This is a genomic window from Skermanella mucosa (assembly GCF_016765655.2).
GTDB classification, from domain to species: Bacteria; Pseudomonadota; Alphaproteobacteria; order Azospirillales; family Azospirillaceae; genus Skermanella; species Skermanella mucosa.
This window is the reverse complement of the sequence record NZ_CP086106.1, coordinates 650,049-672,395: the sequence shown is the minus strand read 5'-3', so window position 1 is coordinate 672,395 and position 22,347 is coordinate 650,049. Positions and strand designations below refer to the sequence as shown.

21 protein-coding genes are annotated in these 22,347 nt (G+C 68.2%); 13 read left to right on the top strand and 8 right to left on the bottom strand.

Going from position 1 to position 22,347, the window contains the following annotated elements; genetic code table 11:
- Positions 1-126: 126 nt before the first annotated feature.
- Positions 127-2,349: an LPS-assembly protein LptD gene (locus JL100_RS03095; RefSeq protein WP_202682836.1), complete on the bottom strand. Its 2,223-nt coding sequence runs from the start codon at positions 2,347-2,349 to the stop codon at positions 127-129.
- 348 nt (positions 2,350-2,697) lie between these two features.
- On the opposite strand from JL100_RS03095, the gene JL100_RS03090 reads away from it, so the two are divergent.
- On the top strand, positions 2,698-3,348 hold the full coding sequence (locus tag JL100_RS03090; RefSeq protein ID WP_228421044.1) for a LysE family translocator: 651 nt from the start codon (positions 2,698-2,700) through the stop codon (positions 3,346-3,348).
- A gap of 86 nt (positions 3,349-3,434) precedes the next feature.
- On the opposite strand, the gene JL100_RS03085 is transcribed toward JL100_RS03090, so the two are convergent.
- On the bottom strand, positions 3,435-3,965 hold the full coding sequence (locus JL100_RS03085) for a carboxymuconolactone decarboxylase family protein (RefSeq protein ID WP_202682834.1): 531 nt from the start codon (positions 3,963-3,965) through the stop codon (positions 3,435-3,437).
- A gap of 116 nt (positions 3,966-4,081) precedes the next feature.
- On the bottom strand, positions 4,082-4,621 hold the full coding sequence (locus JL100_RS03080; RefSeq protein WP_158043785.1) for a peroxiredoxin: 540 nt from the start codon (positions 4,619-4,621) through the stop codon (positions 4,082-4,084).
- 110 nt (positions 4,622-4,731) lie between these two features.
- On the opposite strand from JL100_RS03080, the gene JL100_RS03075 reads away from it, so the two are divergent.
- From JL100_RS03075 to JL100_RS03035, 9 genes are all read left to right on the top strand, one after another.
- The gene (locus tag JL100_RS03075; RefSeq protein WP_202682833.1) at positions 4,732-5,652 is read left to right on the top strand and encodes a LysR substrate-binding domain-containing protein; all 921 of its coding nucleotides are present in this window, start codon (positions 4,732-4,734) and stop codon (positions 5,650-5,652) included.
- A 276-nt stretch (positions 5,653-5,928) separates the two neighbouring features.
- Positions 5,929-7,236: a S8 family serine peptidase gene (locus JL100_RS03070; RefSeq protein ID WP_202682832.1), complete on the top strand. Its 1,308-nt coding sequence runs from the start codon at positions 5,929-5,931 to the stop codon at positions 7,234-7,236.
- A gap of 40 nt (positions 7,237-7,276) precedes the next feature.
- On the top strand, positions 7,277-9,187 hold the full coding sequence (locus JL100_RS03065; RefSeq protein ID WP_202682831.1) for a hypothetical protein: 1,911 nt from the start codon (positions 7,277-7,279) through the stop codon (positions 9,185-9,187).
- 51 nt (positions 9,188-9,238) lie between these two features.
- Positions 9,239-10,312: a hypothetical protein gene (locus JL100_RS03060; RefSeq protein WP_202682830.1), complete on the top strand. Its 1,074-nt coding sequence runs from the start codon at positions 9,239-9,241 to the stop codon at positions 10,310-10,312.
- A gap of 23 nt (positions 10,313-10,335) precedes the next feature.
- Positions 10,336-12,297 carry a hypothetical protein gene (locus tag JL100_RS03055; RefSeq protein WP_202682829.1) on the top strand — a complete coding sequence of 654 codons (1,962 nt, stop codon included), beginning with the start codon at positions 10,336-10,338 and terminating at the stop codon, positions 12,295-12,297.
- A gap of 144 nt (positions 12,298-12,441) precedes the next feature.
- Positions 12,442-12,774, top strand: a complete 333-nt coding sequence (locus tag JL100_RS03050; protein ID WP_202682828.1) for a hypothetical protein — start codon at positions 12,442-12,444, stop codon at positions 12,772-12,774.
- A gap of 1 nt (position 12,775) precedes the next feature.
- A complete protein-coding gene (locus JL100_RS03045) occupies positions 12,776-13,516 on the top strand; it encodes a hypothetical protein (protein WP_202682827.1) in 741 nt (246 codons plus the stop codon).
- Positions 13,517-13,568: 52 nt separating this feature from the next.
- Positions 13,569-14,483 carry a hypothetical protein gene (locus tag JL100_RS03040; RefSeq protein WP_202682826.1) on the top strand — a complete coding sequence of 305 codons (915 nt, stop codon included), beginning with the start codon at positions 13,569-13,571 and terminating at the stop codon, positions 14,481-14,483.
- Between the two features lie 75 nt (positions 14,484-14,558).
- Entirely contained in the window at positions 14,559-15,785 is a 1,227-nt protein-coding gene (locus tag JL100_RS03035) for a papain-like cysteine protease family protein (protein WP_202682825.1), read from the top strand.
- Between the two features lie 52 nt (positions 15,786-15,837).
- Here JL100_RS03035 and JL100_RS03030 read toward each other — a convergent pair whose 3' ends face one another.
- Entirely contained in the window at positions 15,838-17,196 is a 1,359-nt protein-coding gene (locus JL100_RS03030; protein ID WP_407696948.1) for a TldD/PmbA family protein, read from the bottom strand.
- Positions 17,197-17,480: 284 nt separating this feature from the next.
- Between JL100_RS03030 and JL100_RS03025 the strand changes: the two genes are divergently transcribed.
- Positions 17,481-17,672 (top strand): hypothetical protein, encoded by a 192-nt coding sequence (locus JL100_RS03025; protein ID WP_202682823.1) that lies wholly within the window; start codon positions 17,481-17,483, stop codon positions 17,670-17,672.
- Positions 17,673-17,897: 225 nt separating this feature from the next.
- Here the strand turns inward: JL100_RS03025 and JL100_RS03020 are convergent, their stop codons facing one another.
- The 3 genes from JL100_RS03020 to JL100_RS03010 all read right to left on the bottom strand — a co-directional run bounded on the left by JL100_RS03020 (position 17,898) and on the right by JL100_RS03010 (position 20,661).
- Positions 17,898-18,128, bottom strand: coding sequence for a CcdB family protein (locus JL100_RS03020; RefSeq protein ID WP_407696947.1), 231 nt, complete (start codon positions 18,126-18,128; stop codon positions 17,898-17,900).
- A gap of 68 nt (positions 18,129-18,196) precedes the next feature.
- Positions 18,197-18,448, bottom strand: coding sequence for a type II toxin-antitoxin system CcdA family antitoxin (locus JL100_RS03015; protein WP_202682920.1), 252 nt, complete (start codon positions 18,446-18,448; stop codon positions 18,197-18,199).
- A 41-nt stretch (positions 18,449-18,489) separates the two neighbouring features.
- On the bottom strand, positions 18,490-20,661 hold the full coding sequence (locus JL100_RS03010; protein WP_228421292.1) for a sensor histidine kinase: 2,172 nt from the start codon (positions 20,659-20,661) through the stop codon (positions 18,490-18,492).
- A 166-nt stretch (positions 20,662-20,827) separates the two neighbouring features.
- Here JL100_RS03010 and JL100_RS03005 point away from each other — a divergent pair, with 166 nt between their 5' ends.
- Both JL100_RS03005 and JL100_RS03000 read left to right on the top strand, forming a co-directional pair.
- Complete coding sequence (locus tag JL100_RS03005) at positions 20,828-21,892, top strand: NAD(P)/FAD-dependent oxidoreductase (protein ID WP_228421043.1); 1,065 nt, start codon at positions 20,828-20,830, stop codon at positions 21,890-21,892.
- 15 nt (positions 21,893-21,907) lie between these two features.
- Positions 21,908-22,087, top strand: a complete 180-nt coding sequence (locus JL100_RS03000) for a DUF1289 domain-containing protein (protein WP_202682820.1) — start codon at positions 21,908-21,910, stop codon at positions 22,085-22,087.
- Here the strand turns inward: JL100_RS03000 and JL100_RS02995 are convergent.
- Positions 22,084-22,278, bottom strand: coding sequence for a hypothetical protein (locus JL100_RS02995; protein WP_202682819.1), 195 nt, complete (start codon positions 22,276-22,278; stop codon positions 22,084-22,086). The two genes, JL100_RS03000 and JL100_RS02995, sit on opposite strands and share 4 nt — an antisense overlap.
- Between the last annotated feature and the right edge of the window lie 69 nt (positions 22,279-22,347).

Genomic DNA, 22,347 nt, shown 5'->3' with positions numbered 1-22,347 from the left:
CGACTATCGGCTGGCCGGAGCCGGGGGACTCCCGGGGAGGGTGCGCGTCCCGCGCACCACGGTCGGCGGGACGCCGACCCTCCGCAAGGAAAAGCGTCCCTGCCGACCCTCCGCCTCGCGGCGGGCTTACTGGGACGACGCCTGCGAGGAGGAGCTGATCAGCGGGGCCTCGACCTCGCCCAGGTTGCGGAACACCAGGCGGAAATAGATCGTGTCGCCGCCTTCCTCGCCGGAGCGGACGGTATTGTCCCGCGATCCGATGATCTGGAAGGTGAAGCACTCGTCGCTGTAGGTCAGCGAGGCGCTGGTGCTGCGCAGCCTCTCGTCGGTCGCCTGGAGGTCGTAGCTCTGCGCCACGGCCGCGGACCAGTACTGCGAGAAGGACGAGCTGAGGGACGCGGACAAGTATTCGCGGCGCGGGGCGGTGTCGCCGCTGGTCGGCCGGTCGCGGTAGTAATAGTTGACGCCGGCGCGCAGCACGGGAACGCCGGCGCTGACGCGGAACTGCTGGACCTGAGCCTCCAGGTCCTCCTCCGAGAGCTGGAAATTATACTGCAGGTCCAGGTAGGGGCCGGGCTGGATGCGGACGCTGCCGACGATGTCGGAATAATCCTCGCCCAGGCCCGAGGCTTCGAGCGCCTCGTCGTTCCGGGAGATCTGGTAGCTCTGTCCCAGGAAGAATTCCGAGAAGCCGCCGCCGAAACCGTAGAAGCCCGTCTTGGCGCCGTAGGTCACCCGGGTGCCCGAGTCGATCCGGTCGACGCCGGGGAAGCGGTTGGGCCGGAACAGGTTGTAGGCGGTCAGCTCGATATCCTGGCTGTCCTCGTTCGGGATGTCGTCCTGGTCGTCGACATTGGGCGAGGTGGTGAACGAGACGATCGGCTCGATCACGTGCTGGACCGTGCCGATCTGGCGCGCCACCGGATACCGCATGGTGATCTGCCCCTGGGGAAACAGGCGGTAGTCGGTCGTGCTGTCCTCCCGCCCGGTGGGATCGTCCGGCCTGACATAGTCGGTGGCGTAATAGGCGTCGCCCCGCAGGCTGCCGCTGACCGTGGTGATCAGCCCCGCGTCCGCGACGAACTGGCGCTGCCAGCCCGCCTCGATCGAGGCGCGCTGGGTGTCGCGCCCTTCCGGGCGCTGCAATCCGACCAGGCCGAAATCCAGCGACCAGCGCCCGCCCAGCAGCGAGTCGGGTTCGCCGAGCATCTGGGCCTCGGCGAGCGGGATCACATAGGGCTCGTTCTCATAGATCTCGCGCAGGTCGTCGAACCGATAGGCGTTCGCGACCGCGTAGTTGCGGCCCTGGAAGCCTTCGACGAAGGCGCGGCTGGTCAGGATGTCCTCGCCGCTGATCCGGTACCGCCGCAGGTAGGATCGGTCCGACGTCTGCTGGAGGTTGAAGCCCGCCCGCCAGGTCTCGTCGAGGTCGAACAGGCCCTCGCCGAACAGGTGGCCGCGCCAGCGGTCCTCCTTCACCTCGCCCGAGGTCGTGGTCCGGTCGGCGTTCACGATGCTGCCGTCGAGGAACAGGCGTCCCCGCTCGAACCGCTGGCGCCATTCGCCGCGCAGCTGGACCCCGTCCTCCGTGCTGAACATCGGGGTGATCGTCGCGTCCATGTCGGGGGCGATCGACCAGTAGTAGGGCACCGCCGCGAAAGTCCCGAGATTGCCGCCATAGCCGAAGATGGGACTCAGGAAGCCGCTCTTCCGGTCGACCGTCGGGTCGGGATGCTCGAAATAAGGCGTGTACAGCACGGGGATGCCGAACATCTCGAGCCAGGCGTCGCGATAGACGACCTCCTTCGCCTCCTTGTCATGGACCACCCGGTTGGCGCGGAGCTGCCAGAGCGGCGCCCGGGTCGGGTCCTCGACGCACAGGTCGCAGGGGGAATAGACCGCCCGGTTGATCCGCATGAAGCGGCCCCCTTCGGTCCGTTCCGCCTCGGTCCCGGCGAGCCGGGAATTGTCGGTCAGCAGGGCGCGGACCTGCTGCACGAACCCCTGGGCCAGGTCGTCGGTCAGTTCGGCGTATTCCGCGAACATCACGTCGCCGCTCGGCTCCAGCAGGCGGATATTGCCGGTGGCGGTCACCACCCGGGTGCGCTCGTTGAAGGAGACCCGGTCGGCCAGCAGCAGGCGGTCGCCCTGGGCCAGTTCCACGTCGCCCGTGGCGGTCACGATGCCCAGGGTCTCGTCATAGGTGAGTTCGTCGGCATTCAGCAGCACGGGCTGGTCGTCCCCGGCCTGCTGCGCCGATGCCGCGGGAACGCCCGCCGCCGCCGCGATCCCCAGGGCCAACAGGCCGCCGCGCAAGCTGTTCCGCAGTCCCCGTTCAGGACGCTTCAAACCCTTATCCCGGAAGGAAAAAGCACGCACAAGAATACCCTTCGGAGCGGCCCCGGCGGAGCGCTCCCCAGTGGAGGCGGATGGTTGGCGATGGGACTTGGTCCGCGGCCCTGTACCGGTTCCCTGATTAATCGAAGGCCGTCCGGGAGGCAAGCCGCATCGGACCGGCAGCCGGTACAAAGGTCACAGGTGCTGCACTCCGGCAACCCTCCGCGCCCCATACTTTCCTTAAGCGCGTCCCCACGGGTCGTGTTTAGTGCCGCACCGCCCATTCCCCCGTTCCGCTTCGGGAGCCGGGCGGGCATACTCCGCCGCGTCGCGCGCATGGGGGATTGGGGAGTTCTGGTTGTGGAGTATCTGGCAGTTCTCCTGCGCGGCATCCTGCTGGGGATCGCCATCGCGGCGCCGGTGGGGCCGATCGGCCTGCTGTGCATCCGCCGCACGCTCCAGGGCGGGGTCCTGACGGGATTCGCCACCGGCCTGGGCGCCGCGGTGGCCGACGGGATCTTCGGCGCGATCGCGGCCTTCGGCGTCCAGGCCATGACCGACTGGCTGGCCGGCCACCAGACGACCTTCCGGCTGGTCGGCGGCACCGTCATGCTGCTGATCGCGGCCAGGGCCTACGGCGCCGAGCCGCACCCGCGGGAGATCACGCGGGACATCCGCACCGTGCTGGGCGGCTTCGCGGTCGGGCTCGGCCTCACCCTGACCAACCCGATCACCATCTTCGCCTTCATCGCGATCTTCGCCGGCTTCGGGCTGGGCGGCGAGCTGGCGTCCGACTACGAGGCGGCCGTCCTGGTGCTGGGCGTCTTCCTGGGCTCCGCCCTGTGGTTCCTGACGCTCAGCGGCAGCGTGGCCATGATGCGGCACATGATCTCGGACGGCGTGTTCCGGCGGATCAACCAAACCGCGGCGGTGCTGCTGGCCTGCTTCGGGGTCTATGCGCTGTACAGCGCGTTGTACGGCCTCGCCGGGCCGGCCTCCGCGATGAACTGAACGCCGGCGCGCATGCGGAAAAGGCGCCGGCCGCTTTCGCGGGCCGACGCCTTTTACGGATCGTTCCAGGGTGGTGAGGAGCGCCCTCAGGCGAGCGCGTTCTCCCCGTCGATCACCGCGGAGACGGCGTGGATCACGGAAGCGATCCGGATCACGTCCTGCACGGCCTCCTTGGAGACGCCCTTCTTGACGACCTCGTGCTCGTGGCTCTCGATGCACATGCCGCAGCCGTTGACGGCCGACACGGCGAGCGACCACAATTCGAAATCGACCTTGTCCACCCCCGGATTGCCGATGACGTTCATGCGCAGGCGCGCCGGCATCTGGGCGTAGTCCTTGGTTGCGGACAGGTGGACGAAGCGATAGTAGATATTGTTCATGCCCATGATCGCCGCGGCGGCCTTGGCACCGTTCAGCGCCGCCGGCTCCAGGTGCTGCCCGGCGTCGGCGACGATGGCGCGGATCACTTCGGGCTGGCGCGATGCGAGGGCGGACGCGACGGCGGTACCCCAGGCCTGCTGCGGTGTCAGGTTGGGCGTGTTGAACACGCCGGACAGGTTCAGCTTCAGGTCCTTGGCGTAGTCGGGCAGCTTGCCCTTCAGCGCATCGATCGACATGGCAGGCAATTCCTAAGGTGCGGACAATAGAATGCAGTTCAGGCCGGCCGGAACCGGCGCCGGCATGGTGGGCGCCATCCGGCGCCCACCCTGACGAAGCCCGTATGGAACCGGGATCAGGCGGCCTGCAGGGTGTCCTGGCCCTTCTGCCAGTTGCAGGGGCACAGCTCGTCGGTCTGCAGGGCGTCCAGGACGCGCAGGACTTCCTGCGGGTTGCGGCCGACCGACAGGTCGTTGACCGACGCGAAGCGGATGATGCCCTCGGGATCGACGATGAAGGTGGCGCGCAGCGCCACGCCCTCGGTCTTGTCCAGGATGCCCAGCTCGGTGCACAGCTCGCGCTTGATGTCGGCCAGCATCGGGAACGGCAGGTCGCGCAGGTCGTCGTGGTGGACGCGCCAGGCGTGGTGGACGAACTCGCTGTCGGTCGAACCGCCGAGCACCTGGGCGTCACGGTCGGCGAACTCGCCGTTCAGCTTGCCGAACGCGGCGATCTCGGTCGGGCACACGAAGGTGAAATCCTTCGGCCAGAAGAACACGACCAGCCACTTGCCCTCGAAGGAGCGGTCGGTGAACTGCGCGAAGGCTTCCTTCGGATCGGTGGAAACGACGGCCTTGAGGTCGAAGGCGGGAAACTTGTCGCCGACAGTAAGCATGAAACTCGCTCCGTATGCTGCAGTGCATTAAATTCGAACAGTTCCAAAACTGGCGGCAGCCCTATGATAAATCCAATCGCATTTTCCGAACGCAGTGATAGGAGGGGCCGATGAGTCAGGCCGTCACGCTCAAGCACCTGCGCTATCTGGTGGCGGTCGCCGACACCCTGCATTTCGGCCGGGCGGCGGATGCCGCCAACATCAGCCAGCCCAGCCTGTCGGCCCAGATCCAGCAATTGGAAGAAGCACTTGGCACCCAGCTGGTCGAGCGCACGAAACGCCGCGTGATGCTCACCCCGATCGGCACGGAGGTGGCCGAAAGGGCGCGCCGCATCCTGGCGGAGGTGCGCGACCTGGCCGACAGCGTGCAGGGCGTGGCGGCCCCGCTGGCCGGCGACCTGCGACTAGGTGTCATACCCACGGTCGGCCCTTATCTGCTTCCCAGGGTGCTTCCTTCGCTGCGCCGCACATACCCGGATCTGCGACTCTATCTACGGGAGGACCAGACCGGGCGACTCGTGGAGCGGCTCAAGAGCGGCGACCTGGACACGCTGATGCTCGCCATGCCCGTGACCGAGCCGTCATTCGAAGCCGAACCCCTGTTCGACGAGGATTTCGTGGTGGCGCTGCCCGCCGGCCATCGCCTGGCCGCGCGCAACCAGGTCAACGAATCGGATCTGGCGGACGAGCAGGTCCTTCTGCTGGAGGACGGCCACTGCTTCCGCGACCAGGCGCTGGCAGTCTGCGGCCATGCCCGGGCGCGCGACCGCGAAAGTTTCGCCGCCACGTCGCTCGATACGCTGCGCGAGATGGTCGCGAGCCGCATCGGCATCACCCTGCTGCCGGCGCTGTCGGTGACCGGCGCTTCCGCGCCGAACGGGAGCGTCGAGATCCGCCCCTTCGCCCCGCCCTGCCCATCCCGCCGAGTCGCCCTGGTCTGGCGGCGCGAGGCCGCCCGCGGCCGCGAGTTCAAGGAACTGGCGCAGTTCCTGCGCGACAATCTGCCGCTGGGCGCCGAACCGGTCGGCTGACCGGTCGGCACGGACGACACTCTCCGACATCCCCTGGTAATCACCACCCGAAATCGCCGGAGTTCAAAGTGATTCCGGCTTGACCATTTGACGTGTTCTACGTATGGATTCAGAAGAAGCAAGAATAACTACAGCATAGCATAGTATGCAGACCGCAAAAGCGGATCTGATATTTCATATAATCTGCAACAGTTTTCAGAATCACTGCAGCGGCACGACTCCCGTCCAACCACCGGCTTGTGGACAGGTCCGTCCGAGAGCCTTCCAGGTCCGCCCATGAAACCGCATCTGATCATCAGGCTTGCCCCCAGGGCTGCGTCCGCCTCGGCGACCGCGCCGTCCTGGAGCGATGCGGTCCGGGACAAGTCGGACGTCGGCGGCAGGATCCATCCCGACGTGGACCGGGTGCTCGACCGCCACCGGGTCGCCGTCTGGGTCACCGCGGAATACCGGCCGCGCGACCCGTCCGGCCGGTGGTCTGCGCAGGAACTGGAGAGCGGCCTCAACCGCGTCTACCGCCTGGTGCTCCAGGACAACCGGGAGATCCCGCCAGACCTCCTCAAGGACATTTCCCTGCTGCCGGTGGTCGAGCAGGTCCGCCCGGGCCTGATCGCGCGGTCGGAACTGCCCAGGGCGTCGGCGCTGTCCGGCGACGACCGGACCGGCCGGGCCGCCCGGACCGCGATCGGGCTGGACGAGGCATCGGACTATACGCGGGGCGACAAGCGGGTGCTGGTCGCCGTGCTCGACACCGGGATCGACCTTGCCCATCCCGAGCTGGCGGAGGCGCTCCGCCCCGGCCGCGACTTCGTCGACATCCTCGACGGGGCGGGCCAGTTCGTCGGCGACTATCTGGGCGCCGACGACGTGCCCGACGACGAGGTCGGCCACGGGACCCATGTCGCCGGAATCATCGCCGCGCGCGGCATCAGGATGCCGGCCGGCGTGGTGCCGCGCTGCTCGGTGCTTCCCGTCCGCGTGCTGGGCGCCATGGAACGGGCGGGCAAGCGGTTCGGCGCCGGCCTGCTGGACAACATCAACAGCGCCGTCAAATGGGCGGTGGACCAGGGCGCCGACGTGATCAACATGAGCCTGGGCGTTCGCCACGAAGGCGGCGGACTGCCCCACCGCGAGGTGGTGGACTATGCCCGGCGCAACGGCGTCACCATCGTCGCGGCATCCGGCAACGATGGCCGGCGCGAGCTCTACTATCCCGGCGCCCTGCCCCACGTGATCGCGGTGGGGGCCGCCGACAACCACGGCCGGGTGGCCGACTTCTCGACCTTCGGCGACCAGGTCAGCCTGATCGCGCCGGGCGTGGACGTCTACAGCACCTACCTGGGGCGCGGCTACGCCTTCTCGACCGGCACCTCCCACGCGGCGCCGTTCGTCGCCGGGGCGGCCGCCATGATGAAATGCTACGCCCGGTCGCTCGGGCGCAGGCTGACCGACCAACAGGTCAAGCACGTATTCAAGCACACCGCGGACAAGGTCGGCCGGGACTTCAAGGACCCCAAGGCCGGCTTCGGCATGCTGAACCTCCGGGACGCCATGCGCTTCCTGGAATACCGCCTGGGCGCCTGACCGGCCCCGGAACCGGGACCAGACACGAGGAGACGTGAAGGTGATCGCTGCGATACTGGACAACACTTCCGTGCTGGCCGACAGCCGGAGCCGGCTGATCGCCATCGAGCCTCGGCTGCGCCTGCCCGACCCGCTGGTGCTGAAGGCCCAGGCGGCGCTGAGCGAGGCCTATTCCGGCGAGAGCGTCCGGTCCAGCCCGCTGCCCGACAAGGACCAGCTCAAGTACCGCCTCCTGAAAGCCAAGGAGCGGGTCTCGGCGGCCGCCAAGGCGCTGGCCTCCTTCCAGCGTTCGGCGGGTTCCTCGCCCGGCTCGCCCGAGCTGTCGGTCGGGATCGAGGAGAAGCGCAAGAAGCTGATGGACGATCTCGACCAGGCGAAGGTCGAGGCCCAGGAAGCCGAGGAGGAACTGGAGCAGTCCGCCGACGGCGACACCAATGCCGAAAAGCTGTTCGACCATGTCGCCAAGGCCGGGATCTATCCCGGCATCCTGAAGCTGACCCAGGCGATCAACGGCTCCAACCTGCCGGCCGCGACGCGGCTGATCCTGGCCACCCCGGGGGTCTACGAGTACCTGCTGCTGAAGCTGCTGACCGACGACAGGGCCGATCCCCGCGACACCGAGGGGCTGAAGCAGGCGATCCTGGTCGGGGTCTCGCAGGAGCCGTCGGCCAAGTTCTTCGGCGCCCTGGTCGATTTCTACCTGAAGGAGGCGCGGCTCAGCCTCGACCAGCGGACCACCGATCTGCTGGCGCTCAATGCCGCCGGCATGAACATCCCGCTGGGGCCGCCGGGCAAGGTCAAGTCGGTGCTCGGCGGGCTGCTCGACCAGCTCAACACGGTCGGGCTGCTGCCCAGCTACGTCGCCCAGTACGCCGGCCGGGGCGAGATCGCGCCGACCCGGTTCACCCAGGACATCCGCGACCGGATGGTCTCAATCCTGGGCGATTTCGACCTGCAGCTGACGCCGGAAGGGTTCGCCAAGGGGCTGTTCGACGAGTATTTCGCCCTGGCCTACCGCGAGGCGGTGCAGTCGTCGCGGCGCGGCGAGGACCCGCTCGACCTGAAGCACGCCAAGGGCCAGATGGGCGCCTGGGACTTCCTGGTCGACACCTTCGAGAACGCCGAGGAGCAGGGCGTCGTCAAGGACAACATCCTGGCGGCCAGCGTGCTCTACTACGTCTATGTGCTGGGCGACGTGCTCGGCGCCTTCCAGTTCGCCGACGCCCTGCTGCTGCGCCGGGCGAAGGGGCGGCTGGACCTCAGCCGGGCCGCCGGCAGCAAGCTGCACGCCTACAAGCTGCGCCGCAACGACCGCATGACCGTGGACGAGCGGTCGCACTTCTACCGCCGGGCGCTGAACCTGGGCGAGGGCCAGGTGCTCGACGGCACCATCGTGAACGAGGATTTCCCGCAGCTCTGGCACGGGCTGATGACGGAGGTCGCCGAGAACATCCGCAAGAACGAGGAGAACAGCGCCGCCGAGGAGAAGGCGTCGCGCGCCTCGATCGAGGAGGCGATCCGGCTGCTCCAGTACAACCTGTCCACCCACATGGGCGACATGGAGCTGGACGTCCAGGAGCTGTACCGCCAGTTCGAGGAGGTGAAGGAGCTGCTGTCCGACCCGGAGATCATCGCGTCCGTGGGCGGCGGCCGGCGCCAGAACATGTGGACCCTGATGGAACGCATCGCGGCCGAGGATTTCGACAGCCAGATCAACGTCGCGGCGCTCCGCACGCTGGGCGTCGAAGGCTGGCGCATCCTGCAGTTCGTGGCGAACTTCGACGGCCCGGCTCCGGACGAGGAGTTCAGCATGTTCCGCAAGTCCTGCGAGTCCTGGATCATCGCCCAGGCCGCGGTCGGCGACATGGCCGGCCCCGGCGCCGGCGGGGATGACGACGACGAGGACGATTTCGGCGACGGCGGCGAGGAGGACGGGGAAGAGGACTGGTAACCCGGTCCGGCCGACCCGCCGCCCGTCCCCGAAGCCCAAGGAGTCCCAGCCATGACCGATCACGAACAGCTCAAGGAAGAGGCACGGCGCGACGTGCGGCAGACCCTGGCGGCGAGCACCCAGTTCGCCCAGATGCCGCGCGCGGACCAGTACGAGACCTATCGCCGCATGGTCGAGGACCGCTACGGCCAGCTGGTCGCCACCCGGAGTCCGCGGGCCTCGTCGGTCGCCATGGCCGGATCGAAGCCGACGCCCAAGGCGAGCGACATGATCGACGACAAGCGGCACGAAAACAAGAACATCGAGCGGGCCGGGGAACTCGCCGGCGACTTCGTCGATGAGGTCGATTTCCCCAAGTTCGTCAAGGACCTGCTGAAGGGCGTGTTCGACGCCAACATCCAGGTCATGCTGGCCCAGACCGAGAACTACATCAACCTGATGAAGGCGGCGTCCAAGTCGGTGACCGAGTTCGTCAAGGCGATCGACGACACCGCGGCCTTCGGCTACCTGGCCGAGAACAATGGCGACAGCTTCAGCCTGGACTTCGACGACGAGGAGAAGGACGAGGAGGGCCAGCGCAAGGTCGTGCTGACCGACAAGGAAGGCCAGAAGGTCGATCTCGGCGACAACGAGATCAAGGCCAAGATCATGGACGCCAAGATCGCCATGGCCAAGGAGCAGCGGGCCATGCTGCGCGAGACGATCCTGATGGGCGTCACCCGGCTGGTGGTCGAGAAGGGCAATATCAAGGCGTCGGTGCTGTTCGACTTCAAGACGACGGAGAAGATCGAGAAGCGGGACAAGGCGGCGCTCCAGCAGGTCAAGTCGACCAGCAGCTCCGTCAAGGCGGGTGGCGGCTTCCTCGGCGCGATCTTCGGCGGCCCGTCCGGCGGCACCACCAAGAGCACCCGCGAGACCCGCCTGAGCGTGTCGTCGGCCAAGAGCAATTCCTCCACCGACCTGTCGGCCAAGCTGGCCGGCTCGGTCGACATCACCTTCAAGACCGACTACTTCAAGCTGGACAATTTCGCGCAGCTCTACAACCAGCCGGTCGAGCAGCCCGCCCAGCCGGGAGGGCAGCAGCCGGCCAGCCTGCCGCCGCGTCCCGCCACGCCGACCCGCTGACCCCGGACGAGCGGTGACCGGCAATGGCCCTGGCGCATATCCGACACGTGGACACCGGCGGCGGGCGGGTGCGGTTCCGGATCGATACCGGCCGGAACCGCTGGTACGCCTATGCCATCGGCGAAGGGTCGCGCAAGCTGCGCAACGGGCTGACGCTGCTCGATGTCAGGTCGCATACCTCCGAGCTGCTGGGCCCGCTGGATAACTCCGAGGACGGCCGAACCGAGTTGGAGGTGCCGTCCCGCCTGTTCGCCGGCAGCAACCGGTCGATCCAGCTCATGAGCTTCCGCACGCCCGGCCGCGACGGCCCGGCGCTGTCCGAGATCGTCGAGGTGCCCCCCACATCCGACGCCTGGGCCGACGACCGGGCCGACGGATCGGCCGACCTTCCGGAGATCAGCATGACCAGATCCCTGGCCGCCTCCTCCCTGCCCCCGGCACCGCCGATCCCGTCCCGGCAAGCGTCCGCGGTGCCGACGGTGCGGCGCGCGCTGGCGCCCGCCAAGCCGCTCAGCACCGCCCAGTTCCTGGACGGCCTGATGGCGCTGATTCCCCAGATCCTGCCCGCCGCCGGATCGATCCTGGGCGGCCTGCTCAAGCCCGGCGGACCCGCGGCGGCCCCGGCCGCCGGCCCGGGCGCCGACGACCTGCAGAAGTTCCTGGCCCAGCTGCTGGAGGCCATCGCACCGGCCAAGGCGCCGACCGCGCCCGCGGCGAAGGCGGAGGCCAAATCGCGCTACAGCGAGGCTGCCGTGGTCCCGGCCGCGGTCGCGGCCCTGCCCGCCCTGATGCCGCTGCTCCAGCAGGTCCTGACGCCCGAGACCATAAAGGGCCTGTTCAACATGGTCGATCCCAAGAACGTGCTGGGCGCGGTGACGGATGCCGTCACCTCGGTCGGCAAGCTGGGGCTCGACGCCAACAAGCAAGAGCTGGAGCATCTCCGGGCGCTCAACCCGGGAGTGGACGATCCGGCGCTCAACCAGCTCCTGCTGAGCCTGGGGACCAGCCTGTCCGAGCCGCGGGCGAACCCGCGCTACCGCAGGGTCCCTTCCGTCCGCCTGAGCTTCTCCGACCTGGTGGAAACCATCGTGGAGGGACGGCCCGTCACCGCCTTCCTGCGCGGCCGGGACCTGTCCTTTCCCCTGACGGTGCGCACGCCCCGGCCGCTGCCGGAAGCCCGGCTGGTGGTGATCCTGAAGGACGCCGTGACCCTGGAGCCGCTGGCCCGCAGCCGCTCGATCCTGCCGCCGGGCGCCGCCGGGCCGCTGGAGGCCGTCCCGTCCTTTCCGGCCGCCGACCTCCAGCGGCTGGAAGCCGGCCGCGACTATCTCGTCTGCGCCCACCTGATCTGGCGCGCCAAGGGCGGGGAGAAGGTCGGCGCCGCCATGACCCATTCGGTCCATGTCGTCGGCGAGTACAGCACGGACGCGGTGGAGGCGACCGGCGAGCCGGTGCCGCTCGACGACGTCAACCGCTACCGCGACTTCTGGCACAAGGTATGGGAGGACGGCTTCGACGACGAGCGCCGCCGGATCGAGCTGGAAGCCCGCTACGTCACCTTGATGGAGCCGGAGCGGACCACCAACGCCCGGGTCGAAACGGTCGTCAAGGCGTCCCCGACGGGGTTGCGCAAGGAGGAAGGCCGGCTGAAGTCGGGCCTGGTGCTCAGCCCCAACGCGCTGAACGACCTGATCCCCGGGATCTCCGGAGAGCCGATGCTGGCCCCGGCGGAACTGGCCGCCCTGATGACCCCGTCCTTCGTCAGGCGGTTCGGGCTGGCCGCCCGCAGCCGGGTGAGCTTCTCCGGCCGCCGCGGGACCACGGTGGCCCTCTGGGTGTTCCCGGAAGTCAGGCTGGCGACGGTGGTGCTCCAGCGGGCGGCCGAGGTCAGCCAGGCGGGACAGGTGATCAGTTTCGAGCCGCGGCGGGTCTCCTTCCCGATCCCGGCCAAGGTCCATTTCGTCGGAACGAGCAGCGAATCATGACGATCCCCCGCACCCGCTTCCCCACGGCAGCTTCCGGCCTGTCGGCCGGGCTGGCCTCCGATCCGGTCCTGCTCGACGGGATGACCGTCCTGTTCGACCAGACCACAGCCCTCACCCCCGTCGATCTCACCGCGGAGCCAGGCGATGCCCCCCGACCCCGATCCCGCGACCGACGTCCCGCTTCCCTCTCCCGCAGGGGATGAGGACGCCGCCGATGTCCCGGACGCCGGCGCGCTGGCGCCGTTCGGCGACTTCGCGGCCGACCTGGCGGTGTTCGCCGAGACGCTGGAGGACGCCGACGCCGGCGTGTCGCTGGCCGTGGAGAGCATGACCATCGACCTGCCGGTCGAGCTGGAGGTGCTGGTGGACGACGACGGCCGGGTGCGGCTGGGCGGCGAGCCGCCGACCCAGGTCACCGCCACGTCGGTCATGCCGGTGTTCCACCGGATGAGGATCACCCTGGGAGGCGCGGACTGACGTGGCCCAGAACCAGCCTTGGCGGCTCGAATCGTTCCTGGATTCCCTGATCGTCGAGCTCGACCGGGCCCAGGATACGCTTGCCGTCAAGGGAGTAAACCGGCCGCTGACCTATACGGTCAAGGATGTCGCCCTGGAACTGCAGCTCTTCCCCCAGGTCCAGGGCGACACGATCCTGTTCTCGACCGCCCGGCCGGGCGAGAGCGGGGCCAGCAAGGTATCGATCCAGCTCGGCTCGATCACCGACCGGCAGATCAAGGAAGTGACCAAGAAGCCGATCACCAAGGACGACGTGGCGATCGACCTGATCGAGGACATCGACGAGGAGACCCGGACCACGCTGCGCCGGATCGGCGTCACCTCGGAAGAGGACATCCAGCGCATGCAGGAACGGAACATCGACATCAAGAAGGTCAGCAACAACAAGGTCGATTACCAGAAGCTGGCCGACCTGATCGGGCAGACCAAACGCCGGGGCGCCGCTCCGGCGGTCAGCAAGGTCAGCGTCCAGAAATCGGGCGGGCGAACCGTGCTCCGCCTGGCCGGGACCAACCTGGCGGCCGCCGCCCAGGCGCCCGGCTTCCCGGCGGCGCTGCTGAACCAGGCCCAGGTCGAGGTGGTCTCCGCCAACGACCGGGAACTGGCGCTGGCGGTGCCGGACGGCGTGCTGCGCCCCGGCAGCAACCAGCTCGCCGTGGCCCTGGACCGCTTCTCGATCATCCGCATGGATCTGAAACACTGACCCCCGCAGCGGGGAACCGACCGAGGCACGACCCATCATGGCAGGACGCACCATGGCAGACCCCAGGGGCCAGCTCTACGCGATCGAACGGACACTGCGCCGGCGCGGCTCCAAACCCGGCGTCAAGCCCGGGGCCAGGGAGCAGCCGGCCCCGAAGCGCCAGCGCGCCGACACGGACGCGCCGATCGACCTGCGCTACCCGGCGCATCCCGGCGATGCCGTCATGCCGCCCGAGCCGGCGCCGCCCGCCGCGGGCCTGGGCTTCGCGGCCGGACTGGGCGCCGCGCCGACGCCGACCGCCTTCGATCTCGTGGCGACCGCCCTGTCGGACGGCAGCACCGCCTTCCAGGTGGAGGCTTTCGACGCCCCGGCCCGGCCCGCCAAGCCGGCCGGCTGCTGCGACGCCTGCGCGGGCCGGACCCGCGCCCTGGCCGACGAGGAGGAGGTCCGGGAAGAGCCCGCCGAGGCGCCGCCCGACCCACCGGAGGAACGGGCCGAAGAACGGGTCGAGGAGCCTCCCGCGGAGTACGTTTTCCCCGAGTCGGCCGGCCTGGGCCTCGACGAAGATCCGGAGACGCGGCGGTTCAACGAGGACCTGAAGGCGATCCTCAGCGGCCAGCGCTCCCATCCCTCGGTCGAGCCTCGGCCGGTTCCGGTCCCGCCGCCCGGCGACGAGCCGGCCGACGCGCGGCCCGTGGCGGCGCCCGCCGCCGCCTTCGGGCACGAGATCTTCGACCGCCTGGGCGCCAGCATGGCGAGGGCCACGACCTTCGACCTGGGCAGCATGGCGATCGAACGGTCGCTGGACGAATTCGACCGGCGCATGGCGGCAGAGGAGCGGAGCCCCGGTCCGCCGGCGGCGGCGCTTTCCGTCAGCGACCTGGATTTCGCCGAGGACCTCTCGCTCATCATGGGCTCGGCCGGATCGCCGGCCGAAACCGAAACCGCCGAGGATGCCGCCGGCTGACCCGGCGGGACCGACGCAGCAACCTATCGCCCGGCTGTGCGAGCCGAGGCAGCATCAGCACAGGGGGATGTCATCATGAGCCTGTTCCAGCTTCAGAAGGACGTATCGCGGGCGCGCAAGCATATCGGCAAGCGCAAGACCGGCGGCCCGGCGGCACCCGCCACCGCCCAGTCGCTCCGCCCACGGGCGCTGAACCAGTCGATCAGCTATCGGGTGCCCGGCACCGTCCCGATCATCCCGCAGGGAACCCCGAACGTCTGCTGGGCCGCCAGCACCGCCATGATGCTGTCCTGGCTGCTCGGCCAGACCGTGCCCCCGGACCAAGCGGTCGCACGTTACGGCGAACCTTGGGTTACGAAATACAAGACCGATCAGCTCCTGTGGGGAGCCGACATCCCCACCTTCTTCAACACGGTCGGGCTGGTGCAGAAGGGACCGGCGAACTTCTCCATCGCCGACTATCTCGCCATGATGCAGGCCCACGGCCCGCTGTGGGTGATCACTGCGGAAAATCCAGCCCAACCCAACATCACCCATGCCACTATCCTGGTCGGCATCTCGGGCGACGGCTCGCCGGCGGGGACCAGCTTCCACATCATCGATCCCGCCTCCAACACGGAGAAGACGAAGACCTTCGAAGCGTTCCTGCGCACGTACGAGCGGATCGCGGCGAAGAACCGGCCAGCCGGAAAGCCCTGGCCGCAGGTTCCCGCCCTGGTGATCCACTGGAGCCCCGACGCCAAGGCCAGGGTGCAGCAGCAGTCGCTGTCCTGGCGCGGCCATGCCAGCGGGATGGGTGGAGCCGCGGTCGCGGAGATAATCGCCGCGGTCGGCGGCGCGGTGGTTTCCGGCTACGTCTCCAAGACCGAGGGTGACATCACCTATCGGCTGGACATGATGGACCAGATCCGCTGCCCGGCGAAGGCCGCCAAAAAGGAGAAGGAAGTTCAGTTCGACCCCATGCACGAGGTGCGCGAAAAAGAGGAGTCCACCTGCTACGGCATGCAGATCCACATGGGCGTGAAGATCAACTGGCATTCGAACGGAACCTGTGTGGGACCCATCCTCATGGACTCGTGGAATCCCGTGGACAGGCTGGGCGGCAGCGGCACCATGGTGGGCCGAATCCTGTTGAACGAGCCGCCGCCGGTGAAGCACGGCGCAGGTGGCAAGCCGATCATCGGCGTCCGCATCCACTTCACCTGCTCGTTCAACTGCACCCTGCAAAACCCGGAAATCAGGTACTTCGACGTGACCGTCTATGCCGACGGCTCATACACCCGGGGACCGACGACGATCTGACGCGCCGCCCCCGGCCGGCCTCCGCGACAGGGCGGAGGCCGGTCGGACAGGGTCAGGTGCCGGCGACGGTCATGCCGTCGATCCGGATCGTCGGGGCGTCCATACCGTAGCGGAACTCCAGGTCGCTGGCCGGCTCCAGCACCTTGAACATTTCCTTCAGGTTGCCGGCGACCGTCAGCTCGCTGACCGGATAGGCGATCTCGCCGTTCTCGATCCAGAAGCCGGCGGCGCCCCGGCTGTAGTCGCCGGTGATCCCGTTGATGCCCATGCCCATCAGCTCGGTGATGTAGAGGCCCTGGCCGATGTCGGCGATCAGCTCCTCCGGCGTGCGTGTCCCCGGCGCCATGTACAGGTTGCTGGGCGAGGGCGAGGGCGGGCCGGAGGTGCCCCGCGACGCATGCCCGGTCGAGGTCAGGCCGAGCTGGCGGGCGGAGCGCAGGTCGAGCAGCCAGGTGGTGAGCCGCCCGTCCTCGATGATGTTGCGCCGGGAATTGGCGACGCCCTCGCCGTCGAACGGCTTGGAGCGCAGGCCGCGCCGGACGTGCGGGTCGTCCACGATGGTGATCCCGGCCCGGAACAGCTGCTCGCCCATCTTGTCCTTCAGGAAGCTGGTGCCGCGCGCGATCGACGGCCCGGTGATCGCCCCGGACAGGTGTCCGATCAGGCCGCGCGACACCCTCGGGTCGTAGACCACCGGCACCTGGCAGGTCTTGACCTTGCGCGGGTTCAGCCGGCGCACCGCCTTCTCGCCGGCGCCCCGGCCGATCTCCTCCGCGGAGGCCAGATCGGCGGCGAAGACCTTGGAGCTGTACTCGTAGTCGCGTTCCATCCCCGTGCCGGACCCGGCCAGCACCGACACCGACAGGCTGCGGCGCGAGATGGAATAGGCGCCGGCGAAGCCGTTGCTGGCGGCGATGGCGACGTGGGAGCGGCTCCAGCTCGCCTCCGCGCCTTCGGAATTGGTGACGCCCTGGACCGCCAGGGCGCTCTCCTCGGCGATCCGCGCCTGCTCGATCATCTGCTCGGCCGACGGTTCGGTCGGGTCGTCCATCTCCAGGTCGGTCGGCCAGCCGCGGGCGAGCTGGTCGGGATCGGCGAGGCCGCTGAAGGGGTCCTCCGGCACGTTGCGGGCCATGGCGACGGCCCGCTCGACCAGGGCCGCCAGCGTGTCGGCGCTGCGGTCGGTGGTCGAGACGATCGCCTGGCGCTTGCCGACGAAGACGCGCAGGCCCAGGTCGCCGGCTTCCGCCCGCTCCAGCCGCTCCGGCTGGCCCAGCCGCTGCGACAGCGACAGGGAGGCGCCGTCGAACAGCACCGCGTCGGCGGCGTCCGCGCCGGCGGCCTTGGCCTTCCCGATCAGGTCTTCCAGCAGGGAGAGGGAGGCGTTGTGGGAATCAGCAGGCATCGACATCTCCGGTCCATTTCATTTCGCGCACGCTCTTTCGGACGTCTCTATCAAAGTGGGCGGCGTCGGCGAAAGATGGCAGGGGAGAGATGGGCCTGTCCCGCATATTTTCGCACCCCGTCCGGCGGCGGCACTCGGCAAGGCATCCGCCGCACGCAGGTCTGCATTTCATTTCTGGTATACAAAATACGGCATACAGTATTTGACATCCAAACCAGCCGGGAGCATCTTCCTTCCAACGCGGCAGGGCAGACACCAAGCCGCACTTCCTACCGAACCGGAGCCGACCCATGCTGACTGGGACCAATTTCGAAGCCATCGCCATCCTCGCCATCGTCGCGGTCGTCCATGCCGTGGCCAGCATGATCATCGCCCGCAGGCTGACCGGTGCCGAAGGGACTTCCACCCTGCCGGCCGCTTCGATCATCCGCGGCGCCGTGGCGCGGACGCCGGCCAACGACGGCCTGCGCAACGCCGCCTGAACCGGAACCTGGCAAGCCGAACCCCGCCATCGGTCGAAAGTCGGATGGGAAAAACGGTGTTTGCGCTTGCGATGTACTGAACCGTACATTACATTGTGCACTGCAGCAGAGATGCTGCGACGCCTCTTTGGGCGTTTCCTCCCTAGACTCTGGGCCGCCTTCATGGCGGCCTTTTTTTGTCCATCTGGCGGGACGGACGAAAGCGGAGCCCGCTCTGTCTTTGACTCAGAATCCTTTGGTCAGCACGTCGATAGCGTTGACAATCTCGTCATGATGTCCGTCAAGCGTTGCTACCGGTCTTTTGAGTACAGAGATTGGGACGGCAGTGATGTACTGGGTGATCATGACGACTTCGAGATCACCGATGAGAAAGACAGGGTTCAGACGCTTTGCTGGTATCGGAGCCTGCTGCCCTTCAATCAAAGGAATGATCACTCGGGTGTTAAGGCTGTCCAATACGTTGGGCTGGACATCGAGCAGGTATCCGGAACCTTCAGGATTCAGATAAACATCCTATCGGGCCATCAGAATTGCCGGTATTTCGCAAGCGGCAGCCCATGCTTCTCGACATACTCATTCGAACTCATCAGTGCTTCCCGGTTTTCCTCCACCCATAATTCAGCCCGCTTCTCAGCGATCGCCTGCATGAGACCGAACTCGGCGGCACGGGACACATTCACCTGAAGCTCCTTGGCTTCCTTCATTTGCGTTTCGTTGATCGAAACGTTGGTCGCCCGCTTCGGTGTTTCGGCGAGATAGCGCGTTGCCTTGCCCATGTATTTCTCCATCAGCGGCGGCGACTTCATCGTCACCGATGTCAGGCGACCTTGCGGATCACCCGCTCGGCCGGCAGGCGGACCGTCACCGTGGTGCCCCGCCCCGGCATGCTCTCGATCGACAGGGTCCCGCCGTGCAGCGCCGCGAGCGACCGGGCCAGCGGCAGGCCGAGGCCGGTCCCCTGGGTCTTGTTGCTCAGGGAACTGTCGATCTGGCCGAAGGGCGCCAGGGCCTTCTCCATGTCTTCCGGCGCTATGCCGATGCCCGTGTCGGCCACGGCGACGGCCAGGCTTCCGTCCGGCTCGATGCCGGCCGACACCAGCACCTTGCCGCCCTTGGGGGTGAACTTGACCGCGTTGGTCAGCAGGTTGGCGATGATCTGCTTCAGCGCCAGCTCCTCCGCCCGGACGGGCGGCAGGTCCGGCGGCAGGTCGATCGCGACCGCGACGCCGCCGAACTGGGCGCGCGCCTCGACCAGGCGGACGCAGTTGCGGGAGACCCGGCCGATATCGACCACCGTGTCCTGAAGCTCCTTCTTGCCGGCCTCGATCTTCGACATGTCCAGGATGTCGTTGATCAATGCCAGAAGCTGCGTGCCGCTTTCATGGATGTCGCGGGCATACTCTACATATTCGGGGCGCCCTGCCGGACCGAACATCTCGTTCATGATGATCTCGGAGAAGCCGATCACGGCGTTCAGCGGCGTGCGCAGCTCATGGCTCATGTTGGCCAGGAACTCGGACTTGGCGCGGCTGGCGAGTTCGGCCTCCTCCCTCGCCATCCGCTGAAGCTCCTCGGCGGCCCTGCGGTCGGTGATGTCCTCGACCTTGCCTTCATAGTAGAGCAGCCGGCCGGCGGGGTCGCGCACGGCGCGGGCCGTCTCCGAGATCCAGATGATGGAGCCGTCCTTGCGGCGGACCTCCGACTCGAAGCCGTGGATGGTGTCGTACCGGTCCAGCAGGCGGGCGAACTGGTCCCGCCGCCTCGGGTCCACGTAGAGCTGGTGCCGGATGTCCTGGAGGGCTTCCAGCACGTCCGCGGGCGTGTCATGGCCATAGATCCGCGCCAGGGACGGATTGGCGCTCAGCATCCGTCCGTCGGGCGAGGTCTGGAAGATGCCTTCCGCGGCGTTCTCGTAGATCTCCCGGTACTTGCGCTCGCTCTCGCCCAGCGCCGCCGCGGTCCGCTCGTTCTCGCGGATGCGGTGTTCGAGCTCGCGGTTGATCCGCTCCAGGCGGCTCGCCAGCGCCCCGACGTCGGCGGCCCGGCGCTGCGCCGCGACCATGTAGGCCGCCAGCATCGCGGTCAGGACCAGTCCTCCCAGCAGCACCCCGGCCGGCGCGAAAGCCAGCGCCGGCGGCAGGCCGAGCATGACGGCCCGGAACTCGGCGATCCAGACGCGGTCGCCGATCACGATACGGGTCCCGCGGACCACCGGCCCGACCAGGGCCAGGAGGCCCAGGCTCGCCTGATGTTCACGGGCGTAGAGCGGCCTGTCCGGCTGCTCCGGATCGAACACCCGCAGGGAAAGCGGCGCCATGCCGGTGCCCTGGTCTCCCTGGGCCTCCCGGAAAAGGCCGCCCAGGGAGGCAATGGCCACGGCGGCCCCGTCCACCGCCCCATTCTCCCACCGCCGGGTCGGCACCGCGACCGCCAGCAGGTATCCGGTTCCGGCCGGCGTACCCTCCAGGTCGCGGACCACGCCGGCAGCCAGGGGCCGCCCGGCCAGGGCCGCGGAGGCGAGGCCGCGCAAGTCGGAACTCCGCTCGACCGGGCTATCCTCCCACCGGCTCCCGGGCTCCCCGATCGCATAGCGCGCGACGATGCGGCCCTCGGTCCGCGGCGTCCAGAAAAGCAGGTCGACACCGTCGCGATCAGGCAGGATATGGTCGATGAATCCGGCGAATTCCCCGGAAGTCACCGTGCCGGACGCGCTGAACAGGGCGCTGGTCGCCCTGACCGTATCCTCCACCACGCGGACACGGCGCTGGATCGTCTCGGTCATGTGGACCGCCTGGGCGTCCAGGATCTCGGCGATCTGGGCCGCGGTCTGCTGGCGCACCACCAGGAACATGGAGACCGACAGCAGTATCCCGCACAGGATCACGCAGGCCAGCGTCGTCCGGCGGTCGCGCCCGCGGCTTTCCGACTCCAGATCCGGACCCCGGCCACGGACCGTCGGCCCTCCCGCTCTTCCCGCAAAGACGCGCACCAAGACCGACCTGCCAGAAATTAGTTACAGATACATTTTATCAGTATTATCGCCGAATTGGCATATCTGGCAACGGCTCATCCGGCATCTGTCTTCCGTAAGCCTGGATGAATGGCCGCACCGGGCTACTTCTCATCACCGCGGGCAAGCAATATCGGGGGAATCGATGGGCGACGGGACGGTGATCGGGTTTCCGGGGCGATCAGGCCGGGGCGGGATCTCCCGGGTGGCGGTGATCGGCGCCGGGCTTTCCGGCTTGGCGTGCGCGGAGCGACTGGCCGGCCGGGGTTTGGACGTGACCGTCTTCGACAAGGGGCGGGCACCGGGCGGCCGGATGGCGACGCGCCGGACGGATGCCGAAGACGCTACCCTGCGGTTCGACCACGGCGCCCAGTATTTCACCGCCCGGGACCCTCGTTTCCGCAGCCGGGTCGAGGACTGGGTCGCGCGGGGTGCTGCGGCGCCCTGGGCCGGGCGGATCGTCCGGATCGGCGCGGGCGGCATCGAGGAATCACCGGGCGAGCGCTTCGTCGGCACGCCGGGCATGACCGCTCCCGCCCGCCTGCTGGCGGAGTCGGTCGCTCCCCGCAGCGGCGTGCGGGTGGCGGAGGTGGTTCCGGGAAGCGACGGGTGGCGGCTGCGCGACGAGGCCGGGCGGGATCTGGGAAGCTATGACCGGGTGGCTGTCGCCGTGCCCTCGCCCCAGGCCGTACCCCTGCTGGCCGAAGCGCCGGATCTCGCCTCGGCGGCGGCCGAAGCGGTGATGGCGGGATGCTGGTCCGTGCTGGCCCGATTCCCGCAACCGCTCGGGCTGGACTATGACGGGGCTTTCGTCACGGATTCTCCGCTCTCGTGGATCGCTTGCGACAGTTCCAAGCCCGGCCGCGATGCCGGCCGGGGCGAGACCTGGGTGCTCCACGGCTCGCCCGCCTGGTCGCAACGCCATATCGAGGATGATCCGGCCGGCGTGATCGACCGCCTGACGGCGGCTTTCCGTGACTTGGCGGGAGTCGGGCCGGTCGAGGCGGGCTATCTCGCCGCGCATCGCTGGCGTTTCTCGATCCCGATCCAGGGGCTGGATCAGGACTGCCTGTACGATCCGGAGCGTGGGCTGGGCGCGTGCGGCGACTGGTGCCTGGGCGGCAGGGTCGAGGGCGCCTTCCTCAGCGGCCTGGCGCTGGCCGATCGAATCCTGGCCGATCGAGTCCTGGCGGAGGGATCCCCGGTTTGATACCGTCCCGCCGCCATGACCTTCGATGAAAACCACGTTCCATCACCCTGCACGCGAGTCTGCGTGATCGATCCGGTCTCGGGCTACTGCCGGGGCTGCCTGCGTACCCTCGACGAGATCACCGGCTGGGGAACGAAACCGCCCGGGGAGCGCCGCGCGGTGATCGCGGCGCTGGAGGAGCGGAAGCGCCGCTAGGCGTCGGGTCCGCGCTCCGTCAGGTCGAACTGGGCGGTCGGCTCCGTCTCGACCAGTCCGGCGATGGTCTCGTACGCCTGGGCGTTGGTGTCCATCTGCTCCCGGATGGGATCGTTCTGTTCACCGACATGACGGAAGAAGGATGCGGCATCCCTCAGCAGCTTGGCGGCGATTTCGGCGTTGGTTGCCATCGGCGGTCTCCTGGGATGAGGGGGTTGGACGAAAAGCGTATTCGGTGTCCAACACGCCCCTGCCCGATC